The 23,386-nt window shown below is 63.7% G+C and carries 27 protein-coding genes; 12 read left to right on the forward strand and 15 right to left on the reverse strand.

Annotation, left to right across the window (positions count from 1 at the left end):
* Window positions 1-76: 76 nt before the first annotated feature.
* Complete coding sequence (locus tag A3AU_RS0112740) at window positions 77-793, reverse strand: uroporphyrinogen-III synthase (protein WP_027053178.1); 717 nt, start codon at window positions 791-793, stop codon at window positions 77-79.
* A gap of 2 nt (window positions 794-795) precedes the next feature.
* Window positions 796-1,722: a hydroxymethylbilane synthase gene (gene hemC / locus A3AU_RS0112745; protein WP_027053179.1), complete on the reverse strand. Its 927-nt coding sequence runs from the start codon at window positions 1,720-1,722 to the stop codon at window positions 796-798.
* Between the two features lie 157 nt (window positions 1,723-1,879).
* On the opposite strand from hemC, the gene tsaD reads away from it, so the two are divergent.
* The 7 genes from tsaD (at window position 1,880) to A3AU_RS0112780 (ending at window position 6,673) form a co-directional block, all read left to right on the forward strand.
* Window positions 1,880-2,965 (forward strand): tRNA (adenosine(37)-N6)-threonylcarbamoyltransferase complex transferase subunit TsaD, encoded by a 1,086-nt coding sequence (tsaD, locus tag A3AU_RS0112750; protein ID WP_209444646.1) that lies wholly within the window; start codon window positions 1,880-1,882, stop codon window positions 2,963-2,965.
* Window positions 2,962-3,978: an NAD(P)H-dependent glycerol-3-phosphate dehydrogenase gene (locus tag A3AU_RS0112755; protein ID WP_027053181.1), complete on the forward strand. Its 1,017-nt coding sequence runs from the start codon at window positions 2,962-2,964 to the stop codon at window positions 3,976-3,978. The genes tsaD and A3AU_RS0112755 overlap by 4 nt, the downstream gene beginning before the upstream one ends.
* Before the next feature lie 36 nt (window positions 3,979-4,014).
* Window positions 4,015-4,311, forward strand: coding sequence for a YciI-like protein (locus A3AU_RS0112760; protein ID WP_027053182.1), 297 nt, complete (start codon window positions 4,015-4,017; stop codon window positions 4,309-4,311).
* A 38-nt stretch (window positions 4,312-4,349) separates the two neighbouring features.
* Window positions 4,350-4,775 carry an EVE domain-containing protein gene (locus A3AU_RS0112765; protein ID WP_027053183.1) on the forward strand — a complete coding sequence of 142 codons (426 nt, stop codon included), beginning with the start codon at window positions 4,350-4,352 and terminating at the stop codon, window positions 4,773-4,775.
* Window positions 4,730-5,428 (forward strand): class I SAM-dependent methyltransferase, encoded by a 699-nt coding sequence (locus tag A3AU_RS0112770; protein ID WP_209444645.1) that lies wholly within the window; start codon window positions 4,730-4,732, stop codon window positions 5,426-5,428. The genes A3AU_RS0112765 and A3AU_RS0112770 overlap by 46 nt, the downstream gene beginning before the upstream one ends.
* A 69-nt stretch (window positions 5,429-5,497) precedes the next feature.
* On the forward strand, window positions 5,498-5,914 hold the full coding sequence (locus tag A3AU_RS0112775) for a DUF1761 domain-containing protein (protein ID WP_027053185.1): 417 nt from the start codon (window positions 5,498-5,500) through the stop codon (window positions 5,912-5,914).
* Window positions 5,915-5,929: 15 nt separating this feature from the next.
* Window positions 5,930-6,673: a glycosyltransferase family 25 protein gene (locus A3AU_RS0112780; RefSeq protein ID WP_027053186.1), complete on the forward strand. Its 744-nt coding sequence runs from the start codon at window positions 5,930-5,932 to the stop codon at window positions 6,671-6,673.
* Between the two features lie 18 nt (window positions 6,674-6,691).
* Here the strand turns inward: A3AU_RS0112780 and gcvA are convergent, their stop codons facing one another.
* Entirely contained in the window at window positions 6,692-7,621 is a 930-nt protein-coding gene (gcvA, locus tag A3AU_RS0112785; RefSeq protein ID WP_027053187.1) for a transcriptional regulator GcvA, read from the reverse strand.
* 130 nt (window positions 7,622-7,751) lie between these two features.
* On the opposite strand from gcvA, the gene A3AU_RS0112790 reads away from it, so the two are divergent.
* Window positions 7,752-8,006 carry a hypothetical protein gene (locus A3AU_RS0112790; protein ID WP_027053188.1) on the forward strand — a complete coding sequence of 85 codons (255 nt, stop codon included), beginning with the start codon at window positions 7,752-7,754 and terminating at the stop codon, window positions 8,004-8,006.
* 68 nt (window positions 8,007-8,074) lie between these two features.
* Here the strand turns inward: A3AU_RS0112790 and A3AU_RS0112795 are convergent, their stop codons facing one another.
* The gene (locus A3AU_RS0112795) at window positions 8,075-8,611 is read right to left on the reverse strand and encodes a L,D-transpeptidase family protein (protein WP_209444647.1); all 537 of its coding nucleotides are present in this window, start codon (window positions 8,609-8,611) and stop codon (window positions 8,075-8,077) included.
* 144 nt (window positions 8,612-8,755) lie between these two features.
* On the opposite strand from A3AU_RS0112795, the gene A3AU_RS0112800 reads away from it, so the two are divergent.
* Together A3AU_RS0112800 and A3AU_RS0112805 are read left to right on the forward strand one after the other, a co-directional pair.
* Window positions 8,756-9,439: a response regulator transcription factor gene (locus A3AU_RS0112800; protein ID WP_027053190.1), complete on the forward strand. Its 684-nt coding sequence runs from the start codon at window positions 8,756-8,758 to the stop codon at window positions 9,437-9,439.
* Window positions 9,440-9,620: 181 nt separating this feature from the next.
* Window positions 9,621-10,076 carry a cyclic nucleotide-binding domain-containing protein gene (locus A3AU_RS0112805; protein ID WP_027053191.1) on the forward strand — a complete coding sequence of 152 codons (456 nt, stop codon included), beginning with the start codon at window positions 9,621-9,623 and terminating at the stop codon, window positions 10,074-10,076.
* Between the two features lie 227 nt (window positions 10,077-10,303).
* Here the strand turns inward: A3AU_RS0112805 and A3AU_RS0112810 are convergent, their stop codons facing one another.
* From A3AU_RS0112810 to tesB, 7 genes are all read right to left on the reverse strand, one after another.
* On the reverse strand, window positions 10,304-11,110 hold the full coding sequence (locus tag A3AU_RS0112810) for an exodeoxyribonuclease III (RefSeq protein WP_027053192.1): 807 nt from the start codon (window positions 11,108-11,110) through the stop codon (window positions 10,304-10,306).
* A 354-nt stretch (window positions 11,111-11,464) separates the two neighbouring features.
* The gene (locus tag A3AU_RS0112815; RefSeq protein WP_027053193.1) at window positions 11,465-12,145 is read right to left on the reverse strand and encodes a LolA family protein; all 681 of its coding nucleotides are present in this window, start codon (window positions 12,143-12,145) and stop codon (window positions 11,465-11,467) included.
* A gap of 130 nt (window positions 12,146-12,275) precedes the next feature.
* Window positions 12,276-14,933, reverse strand: coding sequence for a DNA translocase FtsK (locus A3AU_RS0112820; protein WP_027053194.1), 2,658 nt, complete (start codon window positions 14,931-14,933; stop codon window positions 12,276-12,278).
* Between the two features lie 204 nt (window positions 14,934-15,137).
* Window positions 15,138-15,413, reverse strand: coding sequence for a hypothetical protein (locus A3AU_RS0112825; protein WP_027053195.1), 276 nt, complete (start codon window positions 15,411-15,413; stop codon window positions 15,138-15,140).
* A 328-nt stretch (window positions 15,414-15,741) separates the two neighbouring features.
* Window positions 15,742-17,103 carry an ammonium transporter gene (locus A3AU_RS0112830; RefSeq protein ID WP_027053196.1) on the reverse strand — a complete coding sequence of 454 codons (1,362 nt, stop codon included), beginning with the start codon at window positions 17,101-17,103 and terminating at the stop codon, window positions 15,742-15,744.
* A gap of 31 nt (window positions 17,104-17,134) precedes the next feature.
* On the reverse strand, window positions 17,135-17,473 hold the full coding sequence (locus A3AU_RS0112835) for a P-II family nitrogen regulator (RefSeq protein WP_013528889.1): 339 nt from the start codon (window positions 17,471-17,473) through the stop codon (window positions 17,135-17,137).
* Between the two features lie 322 nt (window positions 17,474-17,795).
* The gene (tesB, locus tag A3AU_RS0112840; protein WP_027053197.1) at window positions 17,796-18,656 is read right to left on the reverse strand and encodes an acyl-CoA thioesterase II; all 861 of its coding nucleotides are present in this window, start codon (window positions 18,654-18,656) and stop codon (window positions 17,796-17,798) included.
* Between the two features lie 116 nt (window positions 18,657-18,772).
* Here tesB and A3AU_RS0112845 point away from each other — a divergent pair, with 116 nt between their 5' ends.
* On the forward strand, window positions 18,773-20,032 hold the full coding sequence (locus tag A3AU_RS0112845) for a ubiquinone biosynthesis hydroxylase (RefSeq protein ID WP_027053198.1): 1,260 nt from the start codon (window positions 18,773-18,775) through the stop codon (window positions 20,030-20,032).
* A gap of 246 nt (window positions 20,033-20,278) precedes the next feature.
* Here A3AU_RS0112845 and A3AU_RS0112850 read toward each other — a convergent pair whose 3' ends face one another.
* The 3 genes from A3AU_RS0112850 to A3AU_RS0112860 form a co-directional block, all read right to left on the reverse strand.
* On the reverse strand, window positions 20,279-20,809 hold the full coding sequence (locus A3AU_RS0112850) for a hypothetical protein (RefSeq protein WP_027053199.1): 531 nt from the start codon (window positions 20,807-20,809) through the stop codon (window positions 20,279-20,281).
* 261 nt (window positions 20,810-21,070) lie between these two features.
* Complete coding sequence (locus A3AU_RS0112855) at window positions 21,071-21,427, reverse strand: YciI family protein (RefSeq protein WP_027053200.1); 357 nt, start codon at window positions 21,425-21,427, stop codon at window positions 21,071-21,073.
* Window positions 21,424-21,651 carry a hypothetical protein gene (locus A3AU_RS0112860; RefSeq protein ID WP_027053201.1) on the reverse strand — a complete coding sequence of 76 codons (228 nt, stop codon included), beginning with the start codon at window positions 21,649-21,651 and terminating at the stop codon, window positions 21,424-21,426. Before A3AU_RS0112860 ends, A3AU_RS0112855 begins: the two co-directional genes overlap by 4 nt.
* Window positions 21,652-21,870: 219 nt before the next feature.
* On the opposite strand from A3AU_RS0112860, the gene A3AU_RS0112865 reads away from it, so the two are divergent.
* Window positions 21,871-22,296, forward strand: a complete 426-nt coding sequence (locus A3AU_RS0112865) for an OsmC family protein (protein WP_027053202.1) — start codon at window positions 21,871-21,873, stop codon at window positions 22,294-22,296.
* Between the two features lie 214 nt (window positions 22,297-22,510).
* Here the strand turns inward: A3AU_RS0112865 and A3AU_RS0112870 are convergent, their stop codons facing one another.
* Complete coding sequence (locus A3AU_RS0112870) at window positions 22,511-23,140, reverse strand: YceH family protein (RefSeq protein ID WP_027053203.1); 630 nt, start codon at window positions 23,138-23,140, stop codon at window positions 22,511-22,513.
* Window positions 23,141-23,386 lie beyond the last annotated feature (246 nt).

Genomic DNA, 23,386 nt, shown 5'->3' on the forward strand with positions numbered 1-23,386 from the left:
CTGACGGCGCATGATGGTTCTAAAAAGGGTCTAGCACATCACCAAGCGGTGAAAAGGGGCGGTGTGATGACGCGGCTCAGGGCAGCCCTCGTAAAAGCGCCAGCAGCGCCTCCTCGTCGGGCTGCGCCGCGATGCGGATTGGTTTGCCGGCGCTATCGTCGAGAGCGGCGGCGACGCGGCTTGAGAGAGCGAAAAACAGTGTCTTTTCAAAGTACCCGTTCAGGATGGATCGGTTGGCCACATCCCGCATCGCGGCAGCGGCCTTGGCCGAATAGAGCAGCACCACATCGACGGATCGATCCGACAGACGCTGAAGCAGCGCTTCATCCGAATAGCGCACCGCCAGCGTGTCATAAGTCTCGGCGGCATGAACCCCGACCCCGGCCGTTTCCAGCCGCTGTTCGAAGGCCGCGAACCGCACGCGCCCACAGAGATAGGCGATCGTTTTGCCGGAAAATGTCTCGGCCATGCTGTCGGCCAGCGCTTCGGCATCGCCGGGGCCTTCCCTGACAGACAAAAACCCGGCCTTGCGCGCCGCCTCGGCAGTCCTATTGCCGACAGCATGACAAGGCAGGTCGGAAAGCACGGCCATCAGCTCTCTTGAAGCATGGCGCACGGCATTGGCGCTGGTGATGGCAACGGCTGCCACGGTGTCCGGAACGGCTCCAGCATCGACCGGCAACGCCATCGTCTCTGTCAACGGCAGGACAAGAGGCTGGAAGCCCATCCCTTCCAGCCGCCGGGCCGTGCGCGATGCGCCCGGTTCCGGTCTGGTCACCAGGACGCGAAGCATGGTCAGAGCCAACCGTCGAAGAATTTTTCGCCGGCCTTGGCCCGCACCGTTCGCGCGGCTTCATCGCCGATGCGGGCGGCGTCTTGTGCTGCCCCTTGCAGTTCGACCGCGTGCGACTGTGTGCCGTCGGGCGAGATGATCAGCCCGGCGAACGACAGCGTTCCGGCCTCGACCGCCGCATAGCCGGCGATCGGCGTGCGGCAGGAGCCGTCGAGCGCCGCCAGGAAGGCGCGCTCGCAGGCCAGCGCCTGTCCGGTCGCCACATCATGGATCGCCACCAGCATCTTCTCGACAGCGCCATCGCCGATGCGGGTCTCGATGCCGATCGCGCCTTGGCCCGGTGCCGATGGAAAAATGTCGAGAGGCATCAGATCGGTAGCGACGTGCTCCAGGCCCAGCCGCTTCAACCCGGCATAGGCGAGGATGGTGCCGGCGGCGACCCCTTCGTCCAGCTTGCGCAGACGCGTCTGCACATTGCCGCGGAACATCACCACGTCGAGATCCGGCCGCATCCGGCGGATCAGCGCCTGCCGCCTGAGCGACGACGAACCGACCTTTGCCCCGCGCGGCAGTTCGGCGATCGTCTTTGCCGCCTTGCCGACAAAGGCGTCACGTGCATCCTCGCGCGGCAGGAAGGCTGAGAGTTCCAGCCCGTCGGGCAGTTGCGTCGGCATGTCCTTCGACGAATGCACGGCCATGTCGATCGCGCCGGCGAGCAGCGCTTCCTCGATTTCCTTGGTGAACAGGCCCTTGCCGCCGGCTTCCGACAAGGGTCGGTCCTGGATACGGTCGCCGCTGGTCGAAATGACGACGACCTCGAAAGCCGCCGCCGGCAGGCCATGCGCGGCCATCAGCCGCGCCTGCGTCTCATGCGCCTGTGCCAATGCCAGCGGGCTGCCGCGTGTTCCTATTCTCAAGATGGTTTGCATGGCGCGTGGTCCGTGATAACCCCCGGGCAGAGCATTTTGCAGCCAGGTGGAGCCACTTGGCGTCGCGGAAATGCGGCTAGGACAACCGAGGCCTTTCCGAGCTTTCTCCTAAAGGGGAAAGGCCTGACAAACAATCTCTTGGGATAGCGACGAATTGATCCGCGTTCTGGGCATCGAAACGAGTTGCGACGAGACCGCCGCCAGCGTCGTGGCGCTGGAGGGCGGCGCCGCACCGAAAATCCTGTCTAACGTCGTGCTGTCCCAGATCGAGGAGCATGCTGCCTTCGGCGGTGTAGTGCCCGAGATCGCCGCCCGCGCCCATGTCGAGGCGCTGGACGGCATCGTCGAGGCAGCCCTTGCCGATTCGGGCACGGCCCTCGCCGATATCGATGCGATCGCCGCCACCGCGGGGCCCGGCCTGGTCGGCGGCCTGATCGTCGGGTTGATGACGGCCAAGGCGATCGCCGCCGCCGCGGGCAAGCCGCTGATCGCCATCAACCACCTCGAAGGCCATGCCCTGACCGCGCGGCTGACCGACGGGCTGGAATTCCCTTATCTGCTGCTTCTGGTCTCCGGCGGCCATACGCAGATCCTTGCCGTGCGCGGCGTCGGCGACTACCAGCGCTGGGCTACCACCATCGACGACGCCCTCGGCGAGGCCTTCGACAAGACGGCCAAGATGCTCGGCCTGCCCTATCCTGGCGGGCCGAATGTCGAGAAGGCGGCGCAGGCTGGCGATGCCGCGCGCTTTGCTTTTCCCCGGCCGATGAAAGGCTCGGCGCAGCCCGACTTCTCCTTCTCCGGTCTGAAGACCGCGGTGCGCCAGGCGGCCACGGCGATCGAGCCGCTGAGCGACCAGGACGTCGCCGACATCTGCGCCTCGTTCCAGGCGACGGTCGCCGATGCGCTGGCCGACCGCGTTTCCCGTGCCTTGGCCCGATTCAGCCAGACATTTCCCGGCACCAAGAACCCGGCGCTGGTGGTTGCCGGCGGCGTCGCCGCCAACCGCACCATCAAGGCAACGCTGGAGCGGCTCTGTGCCGAGGCCGGTTTCACCTTCGTCGCGCCGCCGCTCAAATTGTGCACCGACAATGCGGCGATGATCGCCTGGGCCGGCATCGAAAGGTTGCGGCAGGGCATGGCGCAGGAGAACGGTTTTGATTTCGTGCCGCGCTCGCGCTGGCCGCTGGACAGCATCTCGGCGCCGATGGTCGGTTCCGGCCGGCGCGGAGCCAAGGCATGACCGGTGAAGCCAAGAACAGTCCCGGCAAGAGCGGCTGGCGCGTCACTGTGCTTGGCGGTGGCGCCTGGGGCACGGCGCTGGCGCTGGCCATGCTGCGCGCCGGCCACGCGGTGCGGCTGTTCGCGCGCGACCCGGAAACCGTCGCCTCGATCGGCCGTGGCGAAAACCCGCGCTACCTGCCGGGCATTGCGATTGCGCCCGGCATCGAGGCGACATCGGACATCAAGGCAGCGCTCGCCGGTGCCGATTGCGTGCTGGCGGTGACGCCGGCGCAATCCTTGCGGGCAACGCTGGCGCTCGCGAAAAACCATATGCCGAGCGGTATTCCGCTCGTTCTCTGCGCCAAGGGCATCGAGCGCGACACCGGTGCCCTGCTGTCGGCGATCGTCGAGGAGATCCTGCCGCAAAATCCCGTCGCCGCGCTGTCTGGCCCAAGCTTCGCCAGCGATGTTGCCAAGGGATTGCCGACAGCAGTCGTGGTGGCCGCCCGCGACGAAGCCCTGGCGGCTGACCTTGCCGCCCGGTTTTCCGCAGAAAACCTGCGCTGCTATTCGAGCGACGACCTGATCGGCGTCGAGATCGGCGGCGCCTTGAAGAATGTCTTCGCCATTGCCGCCGGCGCCGTCACCGGCGCCGGGCTCGGCGCCAGCGCCCAGGCCGCCATGGTGACGCGCGGCTTCGTCGAACTTCGCCGCATCGGTGCCGCCTTCGGCGCCAGGCCCGAAACACTGATGGGGCTTTCCGGCCTCGGCGACCTGCTGCTCACCTGCTCCTCCGCCCAATCGCGCAATTTCGCCTATGGGTTGGCGCTCGGGCAAGGCAAGCCGCTGGCCGGCCTGCCGCTGGCCGAGGGCGTGCCGACTGCGGCGATCGCTGCCCGCATCGCCAGCGAGCGCAACATCGATGCGCCGATCATCACCGCCGTAGCGGCCATACTGGACGGCACCATCACCATCCAGCAGGCCGTGACCGCCTTGATGACCCGGCCGCTGAAGACCGAGACCAACGACTGATCCCCAGAATTCGATAGAGGAAACAGGAGAACGACCATGTTGTTTGCGTTTGTTTGCAAGGACAAGCCAGGAAGCCTGCAGGTGCGCCTCGACACGCGGCCAGAGCATGTCGCCTTTCTCGAAGGGTTGAACGCGGAGAAGAAGCTGGCCTTTGCCGGGCCGTTCCTCGACGCCGATGGCAAGCCCAATGGCAGCCTCGTGGTCGTCGAAGCACCCGACCTGGCCGCGGCGCAGGCGCTTTCGGCCGCCGATCCCTATGCCAAGGCCGGCCTGTTCGAAAGCGTCGAAATCCGCCCGTGGAACTGGACGTTCAACAAGCCGGCGGCTAGTTAATTCCGGTCACCCGCAACTGGGCCTCAGGGAGAATATGAATGAACTACTGGCTGTTCAAATCGGAGCCTTTCAAGTTCTCCTTCGAGATGCTGAAGGCCAAGGGCAAGGCCGGCACGCAGTGGGACGGCGTCCGCAACTACGCCGCCCGCAACAACATGAAGGCGATGCAGATCGGCGATCTCGGCTTCTTCTACCATTCCAATGAGGGGCTCAACATCGTCGGCATCGCCGAGGTCTGCGCGCTCGCCCATCCCGACACCACGTCGGATGACCCGCGCTGGGAGTGCGTCGACATCCGTGCCTCCCGCGAAGTCCCCAACCCGCCGACGCTGGCGGACATCAAGGCCAATCCGAAGCTCGCCGAAATGGCATTGGTGCGGCTCGGGCGGCTTTCCGTGCAGCCGGTCACCCCGGCGGAATGGAAGGAAGTCTGCCGCATGGGCGGCCTGACGCCGGCTCCGTGACGGCGCTCACTCCGCATAGCGCCAGGCAATTCATCCTCGACAACACGGCGCTGATGGCGCCGCCGCATGTGCCCGAGGTTCTGCTGCATCTCGCCGATGAAGCGCACGATCTTTGGCAGCGGACCGAGGACGAACTGGTCGAGATCGGACTGCCGCCGCCCTTTTGGGCCTTTGCCTGGGCCGGCGGCCAGGGCCTCGCCCGCTATGTCATGGACAACCCCGGCACGGTGCGGGGCAAACGCGTGCTCGACTTCGCCTCGGGTTCCGGCCTTGTCGCCATCGCCGCCGCCAAGGCGGGCGCTGCCGGGGTCATCGCCGCCGACATCGACCCGTTCTGCGTCACCGCGATCCGCCTCAACAGCGAGGCCAATGGCGTCGCGATCGACTTCCTCGGCACGGACTGCATCGGCACCGATGCGGGCTGGGACGTGGTTCTGGCCGGTGACGTTTTCTACGACAAACCCTTTGCCGCCCGCTTGATGCCATGGTTCGCGACGCTCAAGGCGCGCGGCGCCGAGATCTTCGTCGGCGATCCCGGCCGGTCGTATCTGCCGAAATCGGGGCTGGAGCCGCTCGCGGTCTTCGAGGTGGAAGTCACACGCGCGCTGGAGGATTCCCTGGTCAAGCGCACGACCGTCTGGCGCTTTGCTTGACGCCATCGCCGAAGCGCTTGATACAACGTGCATGCACGTCATATGGCCTGTGTCTGGAGGGGGACGCTCATGGATTTTTCCGCGGTGAACTGGCTGGCGGTGATCGCCGCCGCCGTCTTGGCTTGGCTGTTCGGCGCCGCCTGGTACATGGCGTTGAGCAAGCCGTGGCTGAAGGCCGCCAAACTCGATCCGGCGACCATGAAGAAATCGCCGCTGCCTTTCGTCATCTCTTTCATCGCCGAACTGGTCATGGCCTATATCATGGCGCTGGTCGTCGGCGCGATGACCGGCGGTGAGCCGACATGGCTTGCCGGGCTGGTCTTCGGCTTCGTGCTTTGGCTGGGCTTTGTCGCCACGACGCTTTCGGTCAACCATCGCTACGAGAATTTCGGCTGGGACCTGACCCTCATCGACGGCGGCCACTGGCTGGGTGTCCTGCTGATCATCGGCGCGGTGATCGGCTGGTTCGGCGCCGCGGCAAGCTGAGACGGCGAGTTGACGATGGCGGACGAGTCCGGATTCCCACGCGACCAGGTGTTCACCCGGATCTGCCACGTCAAGGAAGGCTATGACGACCGGCGCCGCCACATTGTCAGGGAGTTCGAACGGCGCGGCGTGCCGGTTTATTTTTATACGGACTTTGACCGGCCGGATATCACCCCGGAGATCCTCAACGAGCTGGTCACACCCAGTTTTACCCACCCGCCGGCCGTCTCGCTGGCGCTGAAGCATCTCGGCATCTGGCGCGATTTCCTCGAGACCGACCTGCCCTATTGCCTGGTCTTCGAGGACGACGTCTTTCTTGCCCGCGACTTCGTCGCCAAATTCCGGCAGGGGCTTTCCGAACTCGGCGGCCCGACACGCAAGGCCGTCATCTATCTCGGCAATGGCAGCAACTACTACACGCCGAGCTGGAAACTGCGGAAAGGCCAGAAGCTCTACCCGGCGCTTCATGCCAGGTGCGCCGATTCTTATCTCATCACCCGCCCCGCCGCCGAAGCCCGTTGCGCCTGGATCGCCCGCAACAAGATATCGACGGCGATCGACCATCTGGCGGAACAGATGGATGAAGAGTTGGGAATCGAAATGCTGTGGTTCGAACGGCCTATTGTCGAGCAGGGTAGCGAGAACGGCGCATTCCACACTTCGGTTGCCGGCAAACCGCATTCCCTGCTGTACAAGAAGCTGAAATGGAAATGGAAGAAATACACCCGCATGATCTTCGGCCATAACGCCCGGTCGTAACCGAAAGACCGGCCCGCCTCATGCCTCCGTGCCGTTCGTCCTTGCCGCTTCCTCGAGCAGCCATTCGCGAAACGCGACGATGCGCGGGTCATCCTTCACGGTTTGCGGATAAACCAGGAAATAAGCGAACTCCGGCGCGACCTTGATGCCGAGTTCGAATGGGCGGACGAGACGCCCTTGCGACAGGTCGTTCGCGACCATGGCGAAGTCGGCCAGCGCCACGGCGTTGCCGTCGAGCGCCGCCTGCGTGGCATCGGTGGAGGAACCGAAGACGAGGGTGCGACTGTCGTCGAAATCGTCGACGCCGGCCGCCTGCATCCACATGCTCCAGTTCGGCCAGGTGACGCCTTGCCGCGACCATTCGATATGCGCGAGTGTGTGCTGGAAAAGGTCGCGCGGTTCATTGAGCGGCGGGCCTGAAGCGAGCAGCGCCGGGCTGCACACCGGGATGATGATGTTGTCGAACAGCCGGTGCGCGCAAATCCCGGCATATTTGCCGGTGCCGAAGCGGATGCCGATATCGACGTCGTCGCGCTCGAAGTCCCTGACGTCGTAGGTGATGTCGAAGCGCAACTCGATGCCCGGCTTCTGACGGCGAAAATCGTCGATGCGCCGCATCAGCCATTTTGTCGCGAACTGTGCATCGAGCGTGACTTTCAGCAGCGCCGTGCCCCGCGTCATCTTGCGCGCGCGGCTGACGGCGCGATTGAGCAGATCAAGCGCATCGACCGCAGCTTCAAGCAGTACATGGCCTGCTTCGGTCAGCCTGATGGTACGGCTGGTGCGCGTGAACAGCACCAGGTCGAGCTGGTCCTCGATTTCCTTGACCTGGTGGCTGACCGCCGCCGGGGTCAGCCCAAGCTCGTCGGCGGCGCGCGTGAAATTGAGGTGTCGGGCGGCGGCCTCGAAGGTTCTCAGTGCGCGCGTTCCAGGCAGGAGACGAGCCATCCGATCTCCAAATAAAACTTGATGATCTGAAAAGAACTACTCGTTTCCCGTTTATTTTTCAATCCGGCATGATGGCACCATCGAAACACCGTCAAACCGGATTTGATGTCCGGAGAACCGAGATGAAGTCATGTCCGAGATCGTTCTGAAGTCTGACACCCCCCTCAACTCCCACGCGGGCATCGCATCCTGGCTGCGCGCCGCGACCGATTGGCTGCGTCAGGCGCGGGTCGCCGTGACCCTCCCGCACGAATCAGTCGAGGGCCTTTCCGACAGCCAGCTGCGCGACATCGGCGCCGAACGCCACGACGTCGCGCGGGTGATCGACCGGGAACTCCGCGAAATCGGCTTGCTGGGGACGGGTTGGCAGAAGCCGAGGAAGTAGGGAATAGGCAGTGGGGAATGGGGAGTAGGCATCAGGAAGAGACTGCCTACTGCCTACCTGCCTACTGCCTATCTCACCACCCTCACCACCGTCCGGTCCGACAGCAGCGGCAGAAGCCGCATCATCGTCCGCGCGGTGACCGCGACGCAACCTTGCGTCGGCGTGAAACCTGGGCGCGACAGGTGGAAAAAGATGGCGCTGCCGCGTCCGCGGCGGCGCGGAGAAATATTCCAGTCGAGCACCAAGCAGGCGTCGTAGAGATCGTCGTCGCGCCGCATGCGTTCATGGCTGGCGCCATAGGGAATCTTGACCGGCTTGTTGTAGTTGCGGTCGTCCGATACCTCGCACCAGCCGAGATCGGGCCCGATCGGCGTCATCGCCAGCCGCGTCCGGCGGCCACTTGCAAACTGATCTCCACGGAAATATCCCGACAAGATGCGCATCGAGCCAAGCGGCGTGGCGCCGTCGCCCTCGCGCTTGTCGGCCGAGATGCCGCCGCGCCCCAGAGCGCAGGCAAACACCGTTTTGCCGGCCTGCAGCAGGCCTTGGGTGGGGTGGCCTGGCCTTGCCCGCACGGTCAGCACGCGCAGGCGTTTTGCCAAAATTGCGCCGGCTGCATTGCGATCGCGTTTTTTCTTGTATGATCGTGCCACGGAACAAATCACTGTGATCGGCTATTGTGTCGGCCAGCTTCCGCATAAATACGCAGCGGTCAACTGAATTTCATTTTCAAAACAACGGATTGATCCATGACTTCACGCACCATCCTGATCGTCGACGACGATGACGACCTGCGCGGCACTCTGGTCGAGCAACTCGCCCTCTATGAGGAATTCGACGTGCTGCAGGAAGCGACTGCGGCAAAAGGCGTCACCGCCGCGCGCGGCGGCCTCATCGACCTGCTCATCATGGATGTCGGCCTGCCCGACATGGATGGCCGCGAGGCCGTGAAAATCCTGCGCAAGGGCGGCTACAAGGCACCCATCATCATGCTGACCGGCCACGACACCGATTCGGACACGATTCTGGGTCTCGAGGCCGGCGCCAACGACTATGTGACCAAGCCGTTCCGCTTCGCGGTGCTTTTGGCGCGCATCCGCGCCCAGCTGCGCCAACATGAGCAGAGCGAGGACGCCACCTTCTCGGTCGGCCCCTACACTTTCAAGCCCAGCCAGAAGCTGCTCATCGACCCGCGCGGCGCCAAGGTGCGGCTGACGGAGAAGGAAGCCTCGATCATCAAATATCTCTATCGCGCCGACCAGAAGGTGGTGACGCGCGACGTGCTGCTCGAAGAGGTCTGGGGCTACAATTCCGGCGTCACCACGCACACGCTGGAAACCCATGTCTACCGGCTGCGCCAGAAGATCGAGCGCGATCCTTCCAATGCGGAAATTCTTGTGACAGAAAGCGGCGGCTACAAGCTGGTTCCTTAAACATTTCATTATCCAATGAGCAATTCCAGGAAAAGTGTGGGCGGTTTTCCGACCGGAATTGCGAAAGCCAAAGGGATAATGCGGTCTGGGCGGGACCGCTTTCGGGTGCGATCCTGTTAGGGGATTAAGGATTCACTCGTGAAGGAGGGATTGGACTGACCGTTCGGGGACGCAGCTAGAGATGGCGTTGGATGACGACATCCGCATCCTGTCCGCCGTGAGGCTCTTCGAGGGTTTCACGCAGGAACAGCTGCGCCTGCTCGCCTTCGGCGCCGAGACCACGCTGCTCAATGCCGACCGCAAGCTCTACCGCGAGGACGACGAGGCCGACTCCGCCTATGTCGTGGTCAGCGGCAAGATCGCGCTCTACCGGGAACAGGACGGCGCGCGCATCCCGATCGGCACCGCCGGACCCGGGACCATGCTGAGCGAACTGGCGCTGATTGCCGACACCAGGCGGCTGACAAGCGCTTCCGCCGCCACCGATGCCGAAGTGATAAGGCTGAGCCGCAAGATGTTCCGCCGCATCCTGGAGGAATATCCCGAGGTGGCGGTGAAGCTGCACGAGCGCATCTCCGAGGAATTCCAGGCCATGATCCGCCGCATCGAGGAGCTGGCGCCACGCTTTTCGGGGTGAGTGCGGGCAGTCGTCGGCCGCAGTCGTGAACTATCCTTCGACATGGGCTGGGAGCCGCCCTTCACCCTTCGTCATCCTAGGGCGAAGCAGGAGCGAAGCTCCGTCGCGGAGACCCTGGGATCCATTCCGTGACCTTGATCATAGATGCAGCTGAACAGAATTCCTCACCGTTTCGACGTGTTAACGTCACGGCATGGATCGAAGCCAATGGCCATCCGGCCTGCTAACTAATCAAAATCAAACCGCGCAATGACCGGCACATGGTCCGATGGCCGATCCCAGCCACGCGCCGCCCTCAATATTTCATAGCCGGCGAAATCAGGCACCAGGTTGGGCGACGACCAGACATGGTCGAGCCGCCGGCCGCGATTGGAGGCTTCCCAATCCTGCGCGCGATAGCTCCACCAAGTGTAGAGTTTTTGGTCCGAAGGCACGTTGAGCCGCATCAGGTCGACCCAGTTGCCGGCGAGCCGCATCGCCTCGAAGTTTTCAGTCTCGACCGGCGTGTGGCTGACCACGTTGAGCAATTGCTTGTGCGACCAGACATCGTGTTCGAGCGGCGCGATGTTGAGGTCGCCGACCAGCACCGAGGCGGACACTTCGCTGTGCTCGGCGCGGATGGAATTCATCTCGGCGACGAAATCGAGCTTGTGCCTGAACTTCCTGTTGATTTCGGGATCGGGCTCGTCGCCGCCCGCCGGAACGTAGAAATTATGCAGCAGGATCGTCTTGCCGCCGGCCCGCACCGTCACCGACAGATGCCGGCTGTCCTCGATGTCGCAGAAGCGGCGCCTTTCGACGATCTCGATCGGGCGCCGCGCCACGGTGGCGACGCCGTGATAGCCCTTCTGGCCATGGAAGGCGATGTGCTGGTAGCCGAGCCTGCGGAACGCCTTTTCGGGAAACAGTTCATCGGGAACTTTCGTCTCCTGCAGGCACAGCACATCGGGCGCGTACTCATCGAGCAGGCGCTCGACGATCGGCATGCGCAGCCGAACGGAGTTGATATTCCAAGTGGCGATGGAAAAGGGCATGAGGCAAATCCGGACAGCGTGCAGCCAGTCAGGGCCGATGGACCCTGACGTTGAAGACGCCTTTTGAGGGAGTCAGTCCGGAAACTGCCAGCCGGGGGCCGCAAAGACAAGCCGGGCAGCGCCTACAACCCGCTCAGACGCGGCCTAAGGTACGCTGAGATTCAGGTCAGGCCGAGTCGAGAAAGGTGGATTGCCGAGAACCAGCCTATGCCGACCGTAGCCTTCATAGAGCGGATACCCTTGTGAGGGCTTCGGCCGGCGAAGGCCGGGGCGGAGCGTGCTTTTCGTACGTGAGCACCGGAAGCGCAGGAAGCCACCATTCGCAGGCCGGCCTCACCTGAATATCTGCGTACCTTAGCGCGTCTTGGTGTTCAGCTCGCGGTTGGCCGTATAATCGATGGCAAAGGTGTCGGGCGCGAAGCTGACGCCTTCCTTGGTGTTGAAGATCATCACCGTGGTGTCCTTGCCCTGCGCGTCGGTGATGGTCCACTGGCGCAGATCATAGGTCTTCGGATCGAACATCATGGTGATCATCGCATTGCCGAACACCGACTTGTCGGAGAGCTTGATGGTGGTGAGGTCGTCCTCTTCCTTGACGCTCTTGACGCGGTCGCCGGAGAGGTCGATGCGCTCGTCGAGCAGCAGCTTCAGCGGCGTCTTCGACAACGGATAGAGATCGGACGTGTTCATTTTCTTGTTGAGGATGACCACCGACTTGCCATCGGAAATCACCTTGAAATTCGATGACCCGTCATAGTTGAAGCGGATCTTGCCAGGCCGTTCCAGGAAGAACTTGCCGCCGGTCTGCTCGCCCTTGGGGCCGAACTGGACAAATTCGCCGCTCATCGATTTGACCGACGAAAAATGGTCGGCGATCTTCTGCGCGGTGGCAGGCACGGCGGCCTGCGCCGAGGCCAGCAATTCGAAGCCGGGCACCACATTGAGGGCGGCGGCACCCACGGCGACAAGGCCGAGGCCAAGCAGCTGGCGGCGATTCGGGGCGAAATTGCCGAGTGCGGAAAGATCGTTTTTCATGGCGGTCACTCTCGTGGTGATTCCTGTATCTGTCGTTTTCCTGAGCCCCCAGTTGGGCTGAAGTTTGGCGACGCGCTGCAAGGTTCAGGTTCAACGCGCCGCAAGGTTCAAGGTTGCGGCCGGCCTTCCATCAGAATTTGTCGTCTTCGGTCGGCACCAGGATCTCGCGTTTTCCGGCATGGTTGGCCGGGCCGACAATGCCTTCCTTTTCCATCTTCTCGATGATCGAGGCGGCCCTGTTGTAGCCGATGCCGAGGCGGCGCTGGATGTAGCTGGTCGACGCCTTGCCATCGCGCAGCACCACGGCCACCGCTTGGTCGTAGGGATCGTCGGATTCCTCGAAATTGCCGCCACCCCCGGACCCGCCGCCCTTGCCGGATGGTTCGTCGTCGTCCTCGTCGTCATCCTCGGTGATGGCGTCGAGATATTCAGGCACGCCCTGCAGCTTCAGGTGCCCGACGATCTTCTCGACCTCGTCATCGGAGACGAAGGGGCCGTGCACGCGCTGGATGCGGCCGCCGCCGGCCATGTAGAGCATGTCGCCCATGCCGAGCAGTTGCTCGGCGCCCTGCTCGCCCAGAATGGTGCGGCTGTCGATCTTCGACGTCACCTGGAAGGAGATACGGGTCGGGAAATTGGCCTTGATGGTGCCGGTGATGACGTCGACCGACGGGCGCTGGGTCGCCATGATGACGTGGATACCGGCGGCACGCGCCATCTGCGCCAGGCGCTGCACCGCGCCTTCGATATCCTTGCCGGCGACCATCATCAGGTCGGCCATCTCGTCGATGATGACGACGATATAGGGCATCGGCTCGAGATCGAGATTCTCGGTCTCGTAAATCGCCTCGCCGGTCTGGCGATCAAAGCCGGTCTGCACGGTGCGCGAAATCTTCTCGCCTTTTTTCTCCGCCAGTTGAACCCGCGCGTTGAAACCGTCGATGTTGCGCACGCCGACCTTGGACATCTTGCGATAACGGTCCTCCATCTCGCGCACGGTCCATTTCAGCGCCACCACCGCCTTCTTCGGATCGGTGACGACGGGCGTGAGCAGATGCGGGATGCCGTCATAGACGGAGAGCTCCAGCATCTTGGGATCGATCATGATCAGCCGGCATTCCTGCGGTGTCAGCCGGTAGAGCAGCGACAGGATCATGGTGTTGATGGCAACCGACTTGCCCGAACCGGTGGTGCCGGCGACCAGCACGTGCGGCATCTTGGCGATGTCGACGATGACTGCCTCGCCATTGATGGTCTTGCCCAGCGCCAGCGCCAGCTTGGCCTTGGTCGTCTCGAAGTCTCGGCTGGCCATGATCTCGCGCAGGTACACCGTCTCGCGCTTGGCGTTCGGCAGCTCGATGCCGATGGCGTTGCGACCGGGCACCACCGCGACGCGGCAGGCGATCGCGCTCATCGAGCGGGCGATGTCGTCGGAAAGGCCGATGACGCGCGACGATTTGATGCCGGGTGCCGGTTCGAGCTCATAGAGGGTGACCACCGGGCCCGGGCGTACGGCGATGATCTCGCCCTTGACGCCGAAATCCTCCAGCACGCCCTCGAGCAGACGTGCATTCTGTTCCAGCGCGTCCTTCGACAGACTCGGATCCTTGGCCACGTTCTTCGGTTCGGACAGGAAGTGCAGCGACGGCATTTCGAACGTGTCCGAGCCGATCAGCGAGGCCTGCGCCTCACGCTGGACGCGCGCGCCCGGAGCCGGGCGCGGTGCCGGCGCCTCGACGCGGGTGGCGGCGTCGGAACGGAACTGCTGCACCTTGGCCGTGGGCGCCACACGGCGTTGGGTGACGGGCACCTCGTCGAAATCCATGTCCTCGTCGTCGCGGTCGAAGACGTCGTCATCGTCGGGATCGACGGACACGCTGCGGTCATTGACCATGGCGGCGAAGAATTCCGGTTCGACGCGGGCGCGGCCATCATGGCTCATCCGGCTCTCGGCGAACTCGGCCGATTCGACCCGCTCGGCTGCGCGGCGCCAGGCGCTGGCGCGCGGCTCCATCTCCGGCTCGTATTCGTCCCGCTCCTGCCTGCGGCGCAGGGCACGTCGATGCATCCACGCGCGCAACGACAGCCACCAATGGGTGATGGCGCCAAGCGCCAATATGCCCTCGTCACCCTCATCCTCGTCATTGTCGAACAGGAGATCGTCCTCGCGCGGGTCCGCGGCTGCTGGCTCTTCCATCACGGCAAAGCCGTTCTTGCGGCCGATCAGCGCCGAGCCATAGGCAAACAGCCACAATGTCGGCGCGGCCAGCAGCACGGCGAGCACGCTGGCGATCAGGCCGGTCGGATAGCCGCCGATGAGGACGCCGGGAATCTTGAGCACCATGTCGCCGAAGACGCCGCCGAGGCCGGTTGGCAGCGGCCAGGTCTTGGGCGGAACGATGCAGCCGGCGATGGCGGCGGCGAGCAGCGCGAAACCGAACCAGAACAGCCCGCGCTTGGGCAGCCTGTCGACGCCGCGCGCCGAAAACAGCAGATACCCCCAGATGACGGCAGGAACCAGCGCGGCAACCGCGGCAAGGCCGAAGAACTGCATCGCAAGGTCGGAGAACACGGCGCCGGCGTAGCCCATGGCGTTGGTGACGGTGTTGTTGGTGGCGTGCGAGAAGCTTGGATCGGCAACGTTCCAGGTGGCAAGGCTGGCAACGCCAAACGCGACCGCCAGGAACAGACCGGCACCGACCAGCCGGCCGACCTGCCGCCGCGCGAAAGCCTGGATGCCGTGCCCCGTATCGGTCAGCGCGAGCGGTGCTGAAGCCCCTGAACGCATGCTCTTCCCCGTCAGATTGCCTGGCCCGAGCGCATGACGCACTCCGGCAGATTCGGATGCCAGACTATGCGTGGGAAGGTTAAGGGCGCATTAACCATGGCTTTTTACCAACGCCTCATCCAAACAAAGATGGCGGGCCGAAGCCCGCCATCCTTGTCTTGAAACGACGAAACGATCAGGCCCTTCCGGACCGATCTCGCGCGATCACTTGTGACCGGCATACATCATCAGGTTGGCGCAGAATTCGGCATGAGGCTTGCTCATCGCCGCGTCCTGGCATTCCTTCATCATCGTGTCCTGCTTGTCCTTGGCCGTCGAGGCCCAGGCTGCCTTGAAGTCCGCTTCCGACTTCATGGTCTTCATGCCGGCATCGGTGAAGAACGGTGCCATGTTGTCAGGTTCGTCGAGCGCGCCAGCCAATGCAAAGCCGCTGACCATGGAAAGCGCGAGTGCCCCGAGGCAAATGTTCTTGAGCTTCATCAGAAAAATTCCTTCCCTGTGTTGTAAAACACGAACGTCAGAACGACGATCGCATTCACAGTTCGGAGCCATGGTGCTCGATGTTTCCTCGAAAAGCTTGCTCACGCGAACGTGATTGCGCAAAGCTGATCCTGGTCAGAACGAATTACCCAAAAAAAAGAGGCCCGGATCGCTCCGGGCCTCAAGGCGTGAGCCTCTTTCGAGAACGTCACGACGGGATCTCTGGAGCAATTCCGGGAAAGCCGAGTAGCGGTTTTCCCGGAACTGCGGGAGCAGACATGGGGCCGGCGGGAGGAGGGTTCCGCCGGCCCCGTAGGCTAAGTTGGCCTTACGGCACCACTTCGCCATGCTGGGAAATGTCGAGGCCCTCGACCTCTTCCTGTGTCGTCGGACGCAGGCCGACCAGCGCCTTGACGATGTAGAGGATCACGAAGGTGGCGATCGCGGTCCACGCGATGGTGAAGACGATGCCGTAGAGCTGCTTGACAATCGAAGCGTCTTTGCCGAGCGCATTGATCGCCGGATCGGCGAGCACACCGGTCAGCAACGCACCGACCACACCGCCGACGCCGTGGACGCCAAAAGCGTCGAGCGAGTCGTCATAGCCGAACATGTGCTTCACTTTGACCGCCGAGATGTAGCAGACCACGCCGGCGACGATGCCGACGATGAAGGCGCCGGTCGGGTTGACGAAGCCGGAAGCCGGCGTCACCGCTACGAGGCCGGCGACAGCGCCCGAGATGATGCCGAGCACGGAAGGCTTCTTGGCGACAATCCATTCGGCGAACATCCAGGCCAGAGCCGCCGCGGCGGTGGCGACCTGGGTGTTGAGCATGGCGGCACCGGCAAGGCCGTCGGCCGCGAGTTCCGAACCGGCGTTGAAGCCGAACCAGCCAACCCACAGCAGCGAAGCGCCGATCACCGAGTAGACCAGGTTATGCGGCGCCATGTTGGTGGTGCCATAGCCTTCGCGCTTGCCCAGAACCAGGGCGCAGACCAAGCCCGCGACACCGGCGTTGATGTGAACGACCGTGCCGCCGGCGAAGTCGAGCACGCCGGCCGCGCCAAGGAAGCCGCCGCCCCAGACCCAATGCGCGATCGGCGCATAGACGACCAGCAGCCACAGCGCCATGAAGATCAGCAGCGCCGAGAACTTCATGCGCTCGGCGAAGGCGCCGGCGATGAGGGCAGGCGTGATGATGGCGAAGGTCATCTGGAACATCGAGAAGACGAATTCAGGAATGTTCGCCACACCTGGCAGCCACAGCGTCGAAACGGTGATGCCGTGGTGGAAGAACCTCGAAGCGCCGCCGATATAGTTGTTCATGCTGGCGGATTCGTTGGTAGAGAAGGCCAGCGAGTAGCCGAACATGAACCACAGCACCGTCACCAGGCAGGTGATGGCAAAGCTCTGCATGATCGTGGCAAGTACGTTCTTCTTGCGCACCATGCCGCCGTAGAACAGCGCCAGGCCCGGGATGGTCATCATCAGCACCAGCGCCGTCGAGGTCAGCATCCAGGCCGTATTGCCCGTGTCGAGCACGGGGGTTGGCGCGGCAGCTGGTGCAGCCGCGGCGGCAGCCGGAGCTGCTTCCTGCGCGAAGGCGGCGACGCTGCCCAATGCTGCGAGAGCAAGCGAGCCCAGAAGGGCCGCCCGTCCCGTCGTCTTCAAGGTGGAAGGAATATTCATTGAACTCTCCGTTGGAATGGCTGGTCGCGGCTTAGAGCGCGTCGGTGTCTGTTTCGCCGGTGCGGATGCGCACCGCCTGATCGATGCCGAAAACAAAGATCTTGCCGTCGCCGATCTGGCCGGTCTTGGCCGCGGCGGTGATGGCCTCGACGGCCTTGTCGACCATGTCGGCACTGACCGCGACCTCGATCTTGATCTTCGGCAGGAAGCTGACCGCGTATTCCGCGCCGCGATAGATTTCCGTATGTCCCTTCTGACGCCCGTAGCCTTTGACTTCGGTGACGGTCAGGCCCTGGATGCCGACGGCGGTAAGCGCTTCGCGTACCTCGTCGAGCTTGAACGGCTTGATGATTGCCATCACGATTTTCATAAGGTTTCACCCTTTGCTGTTGCGGTCCCCCGCGTTTGCACACCTTCACCGATCCCAATGAGCCGGAGAGTGCCCCCAAGGATTCAAGCTCCGTGCCAAGTGCCGAAGCAGCACGTTAACCTGTTGTAAACAAAGGGAATGATGCGACTGTAGCCAGCAGGCGCCAATGCATGCCGCACGCCATCTGCTCAAAAATTATGCAGTTTTTTAAAAATGCCTAATTTGCCGGCCTTGGGTGTAGTCCCGAAAGGGCCAGCCGGGTTTTCCCGGACAAACGGTTTTCGTTTGTCCAGTGATCCTGCTCAAACAAGACTCGCAATGCTCAACGCTTGAGCCGGATCAAGCCTTCCTGGGCCATCGAGGCGATCAGCGTGCCGTCGCGGGCATAAAGCGTGCCGCGGCTGAAACCGCGTGACCCGGAGCTCGACGGGCTGTCCTGCGCATAGAGTAGCCAGCCTTCGAGCGAATGCGGCCGGTGGAACCACATCGAATGGTCGAGGCTCGCCGCCTGGATGTCGGGATCGAACAGGCCACGCCCATGCGCGAAGGTCGAGGTGTCGAGCAGCGTCATGTCGGAGAGATAGGCGAGCAGCACCGAATGCAGCGCGCGGTCGTCGGGAACCGGTCCGGCAAGGCGGATCCAGACATTCTGCCGTGGCGGCAGTTTGTCACGGCTTTCATAGTGCTGGAGATTGACCGGCCTGAGCTCCAGCGGCCGCTCGCGCGCCCAGAAGCGGCGCACCGCTTCCGGCACACGCTCGGCCGTTTCGAGCAGCTGCCGTTGCGTCTTCAACCCTTCCGGCGGCGGCACGTCCTCGGGCAGCGCGAACTGGTGCTCGAGCCCCTTCTCGTCGACCTGGAACGAGGCCTCCAGCGAAAAGATCGCCTGACCATGCTGGATCGCCAGCACGCGCCGGGTGGTGAAGGAGCCGCCGTCGCGGATGCGGTCGACCTCGTAGATGATCGGCACCTTGATGTCGCCCGGCCGCATGAAATAGCCGTGCAGCGAATGCACGAAGCGGTCCGGCTCCACCGTGCGTTGCGCCGCCACCAGCGCCTGGGCGATCGTCTGGCCGCCGAACACGCGCTGCCACTCCACCTGCGGGCTGCGACCACGATACAGATTGTGTTCCAGCTTCTCGAGGTCGAGAATGCGCAGGAGCTCGTTGATCGCCGCCGTCATGTTTTGTGACCTCGCCGCAAAATTGCTATGGCGGTTTCCGACAGGAAGAACGAGCCGTCAAGGGCGCAAGCGCCGGTCGGCGGGCTTCAGGGTCGCCGAGAGAAGGAGCCAGGACAATGGAACGCAAGACGGACGGCAAGACCAGATCCGGGCTCGATGTCCTGGTCGCCGGCGCCGGCTATGTCGGGCTGGCCACCGCCGTCTCGCTGAAGCAGGCGCGGCCCCATTTGGCCGTGGCGCTTGTCGATGCCGCGCCCGCCGGCGCCTGGCAACGGGACGGCCGCGCCTCGGCCATTGCCGCCGCCGCATGCCGCATGCTCGACCAGCTCGGCACCTGGGCCGAGATTGCGCCGCAGGCCCAGGCGATCACCGAGATGATCATCACCGATTCGCGCAGCGCCGACCCGGTGCGCCCGGTGTTCCTGACCTTCGGCGGTGAAGTCGCGCCGGGCGAGCCCTTCGCTCATATGGTCGCCAACAAGTCCTTGAACGGTGCTTTGCGGGCCAGAGCCGAAAAGCTCGGCATCGACATCATCGAAGGCGTGGCGGTGCAGGGCTTTGAGACCAATGGCGTCGGCATATCAGTGCATCTGGCCGACGGCGCCGCGCTGACGGCTCGGCTGCTGGTCGCCGCCGACGGCGTCAATTCGAAGCTGCGCGACCTGGCCGGCATCAAGACGGTAAAGTGGGAATACGGCCAGTCGGGCATTGTCTGCACCGTGGCGCACGAGCGTCCGCACAATGGCCGCGCCGAAGAACACTTTTTGCCAGCGGGCCCCTTCGCCATCTTGCCGCTCAAGCCGGACGCGGACGGCACCAACCGCTCGTCGATCGTCTGGGCCGAACGCACGGAAGACGCCAAGGTGCTGGTGGAGGGCGACGACCTCGTCTTCGAGCATGAACTCGAGCGGCGTTTTGGCCTCAAGCTTGGCGAAATCCGCGTCGCCGACAAACCGCGCGCCTGGCCGCTTGGCCTGACCATCGCGCGCGCCTTCGTCGCGCCGCGCGTCGCCCTTGCAGGCGACGCCGCCCACGGCATCCATCCGATTGCCGGCCAGGGCCTCAACCTCGGCTTCAAGGATGTGGCGGCCCTTGCCGAGGTGATCGTCGAGGCCGACCGGCTCGGCCAGGACATCGGCGCGCTCGACGTGCTCGAGCGCTATCAGCAATGGCGCCGTTTCGACACGGTGCAGATGGGCATCACGACCGATGTGCTGAACCGGCTGTTTTCCAACGACATCACCCCGTTGCGCACCGTCCGTGACATCGGCCTCGGCCTCGTCGAGCGCATGCCGCGCCTGAAGGAATTTTTTGTCCGCCAGGCATCGGGACTTTCCGCCGCCACGCCGCGGCTGTTGAAGGGCGAGGCGATCTGACCGTCTAGCAGCGACACACGACCTCGTCATCCACGGGCGGAGCAGCCGCGAAGCGGCGTCGTGAAGACCAGAGGATCCATGCCGCGACCTAGGCCGTAGGGTGCGGCGGAGCAGAAGTCTGCACCGTGGCGGCGCTTCCGAGTCCCCGCATGGATCCTATGGTCTGCGCCGCGTCGCTTCGCTCCTTGCCGGCCATAGGATGACGAAGTGATGGGCGTTTCGCGCCAATCGCCAAGGCCGGCGATCTCAATTCACCTCGAAACCCAGCTTCTGCCTCAACCTCAGAACCCGCTGATCAGCGATCCTGATGCTCTGCTCGCCGCCCTGGGCCACCCGGTTCAGCATCCGCAGCAGATCCTCCCTTTCATGCGGATCGAGGCGTTCGCGCAGGAACGGCGCCAGCTTGTCGATGACAATGGTGGTGTCGTCGATCTGCGAGGCGGCCCATTTGGCGTAGACAACCGCCTCGTCGGTCTTCTTGGGACCGTCGGCGATCTGCGAAATCACCTCGCGGATGGCGGCTTCGCGCTTTGGCAGCACAGGACCTTGTTCCGAAACGATGGCGGTGATCAACGTCGCGGCGGCCACCACCGGATCGTCGATCGCCGTCAGCGGCGACAGCGCGGCCTGATTGCGCAGCTTCTTGCGACGGATGTTGCCCTGCACGCGCCCGACGACATCGGCGACCTCGCGCGCGGCGTCGTTCATGGCCTTCATCCGGTACCACCAAAACGCCGCCGCTCCGAGCACGCCAAGGACAGCAATCAGGAAAGGCATGCCAATATCCCCCAAGTCTTGCGCGACGATAGGAGAACTCGTGGTTCGCTTCAACACGCAAGAGTTGCCACCACGCCTTCGTCATCCTCGGGCGAGGCAGGAGCGAAGCGACGTCGCGGAGACCCCCGGAGCCGCTCCGCAGCCAAAGGAATGCACTCGGTGACAGAGGCCGCGAAAGGCCACGGACAACCGGCGCGTTCTTTCACGCCACCTCTGTCTGCCGGACACACCGGATCGGCAGCTTCGGCCTCGACCCGCCATCTACGACCCCGGTATGTCGTAGACAGCCCGCACCTCGATCGTGCCGAGTTCGGCCAGCGGAATGCCGGCGGCGATGTCCAGCGCTTCCTCGAGATTGCCGGCTTCGACCATGACGAAACCGAGCAACTGCTCCTTGGTCTCGGCGAACGGACCATCGGTGATCAGCCGCTTGCCCTGGCGCCGGCGCACGGTCTTGGCCGTCTTCACCGACTGCAGCGCCTCGGCGGCGATCAGCTTGCCTTGCTGATCCAACGCCCTGTCATAGGCCAGCGAATCGGCATCGAGCTTGGCCCCTCTCTCGGCGGTGAGCGCGTAAAGGTCTTTTTCCTCGCCATAGACCAGGCACACGTACTTCATTTCCAGCTCCCTTGTTGTGACGGACCATAGGATGCGGTGGCGAGCGTGTCAGCCTTGCCTTCGACCCCCGCCGCATGGTCGAGAAGGCATGCCGCGACTCCGATGATGGCGACCGCCGCCATCAGCCTGCCAAAGACCGGCGCCGGCGGATCCAGCCAGAAGTCTTCCTGTCGCTGAGGCCGGTCGCCTGAGCTCTTCCACAGCGCGAAAAACAGATTGTCCATGCGAACCTCCATCCGACCACGATCCCGTGGCCGCCCTCAGGACGGCCGGCCCCGATGGAAGCCGACATTTTTGCGCGCGCTTTATTTGGAAAAAATTTTGCCGCTGATGCCGATGTCCCCGTTTCGCGGCCATGGCGCGATGGCCTTCCCTCGCGCCCGCGCTATAGCTGGGAGGAACGCTGGCGCCGGGCCGGCGCAATCGAGGCCAAGGAGGACTTCATGGACCGCACAGCAAACGCCGTCTGGAAAGGCAATCTGAAAGAAGGCAAGGGCACGCTCGACAGCCAGAGCGGCACCCTGAAAGGCACGCCCTATTCGTTCAAGGCGCGCTTCGAGGATGAAAGCGGCAAATCCGGCACCAATCCGGAAGAGCTGATCGCGGCCGCGCATGCCGGCTGCTACGCCATGCAGCTGTCGCACTTCCTGGCCGAGAACGGCACGCCCGCCGCCGAACTCGACGCCAAGGCCGTGGTGACCTTAGTGCCAGGCACCGGCATCACCGGCAGCGCCATCACGCTGGTCGGCAAGGTTCCGGGCATCGACGCGGCGAAGTTCAAGGAATTGGCCGAGAAAGCCAAGGCCGAATGCCCGGTGTCGAAAGCGCTCGGCGCCATCAAGGTTTCACTCGACGCGAAGCTGGGGTGATCGGTGGTTTATTGACAAGCCGCGTTCCGTCGCGCCCCCCTCTGCCCTGCCGGGCATCTCCCCCACGAGGGGGGAGATCGGCAGCTTCGCCGTCCGGCCTCTTCTGCGACGTTGAAAATTGGCGAAAGCCGGCGTGACATCCAATCTCCCCCCTTGTGGGGGAGATGTCCGGCAGGGCAGAGGGGGGCGCTGTCCCGCCAACGTCTCTGGTGAGTTACCCGCCCAGCGCTTCGATCTTCGCCCGTAGCGCGGCAACCTCTTCTTCCAGCGCCTGCACGCGCGCTTCGAGATCGGAGGAAGGCATCGATATCGCGCTCCGTTGAACCGAAAGCGCCGCAACGTCCACCGGCCCGCTCAACAGATGCACGTAGCGGTCCTCGCGCTGGCCCGGTCCTCGCGCAATTTCCTGGATCAGCGGCGGCCGGCGGCCGATCAGCATGTCGAGTTCAGCGCGTAAATCCTCGATCGACGAAAACCGCGCCATGCGCTCGCTTCGCGCCAACAATTCATGGGCCGTCTGCGGCCCGCGCAACAGGAGCAGGCCGATGAGGGCGGTCTGCGGCGTGGTAAGCGAAAAGCGCTGTGCCATCTGATGCTCGTAGCGCTCGACGCGCGACCCGAACATCTGCCGCACCAGCCCCTTCTGCTCGAGCAGCTTCAGCCCCCGGTGCACCTCGGTCTGTTCCAGCGCCATCACCGGCTCGCGCGCCGTCTTCTGGTTGGCGGCGGCAAGTGCTGCGTTGAGCGTCAGCGGATAGACATCCGGCGTCAGCTCCTTCTTCTCGATCAGGCAACCGAGCACGCGCGCTTCGACGGGACTAAGGATAGGAAGGTCGTCGCTCATGAAAGTTGTTCAGCCTCCCGGCGGTAAAACGCGGTTGCAAGGGCATGTTTTCCGCCTGGCCGGCCTCATCCCTGACCGCCGCGGCAAGATTCATTGCATGGTGACCATAGCGCGGTTCGAGGTAGCGAGCGATTGCGGTCCGGACTAGACCAGAGCCCATTCCGGTGTCTGGCTTTTCTGCTCGATCAGGTCACGGATTTCAAGGCGCGATCTGGCATCCAACCTATGCAATGGGTCACACGCTGG

This window comes from Mesorhizobium erdmanii USDA 3471 (genome assembly GCF_000472705.1).
Taxonomy (GTDB): Bacteria; Pseudomonadota; Alphaproteobacteria; order Rhizobiales; family Rhizobiaceae; genus Mesorhizobium; species Mesorhizobium erdmanii.